Source organism: Megasphaera jansseni, assembly GCF_047974155.1.
Classification (GTDB): Bacteria; Bacillota; Negativicutes; order Veillonellales; family Megasphaeraceae; genus Megasphaera.
Window position 1 is genome coordinate 1 of record NZ_JBHYRR010000107.1, and the last position, 239, is coordinate 239.

The following is a 239-nucleotide window of genomic DNA, read 5'->3' on the forward strand; positions in this document are numbered from 1 at the left end:
AAGACAGCCCGCTATATCCTCGATTTTTGCATTGACCATCAGATAGGGACCCTTGTTTGCGGCTATAACCGGGATTTCAAACGAGAACTGAAGCTGGGCAAAGTGACGAATCAGCATTTCACTCAAATCAATTTGAGCTATCTGCGCAGCACCTTGAAACAGCTGTGTGAACGCTACGGGATAACCTATCTGGAACAAGAAGAATCGTATACGTCCCAGGCCAGCTGCCTGGATTTGGA

General features: G+C 47.3%; 1 protein-coding gene. It reads left to right on the forward strand.

All coding sequences use genetic code 11. From position 1 onward, the window contains the following. On the forward strand, window positions 1-239 hold a 239-nt coding region (locus ACE418_RS13565; protein WP_416451092.1), incomplete at both ends, for an IS200/IS605 family accessory protein TnpB-related protein.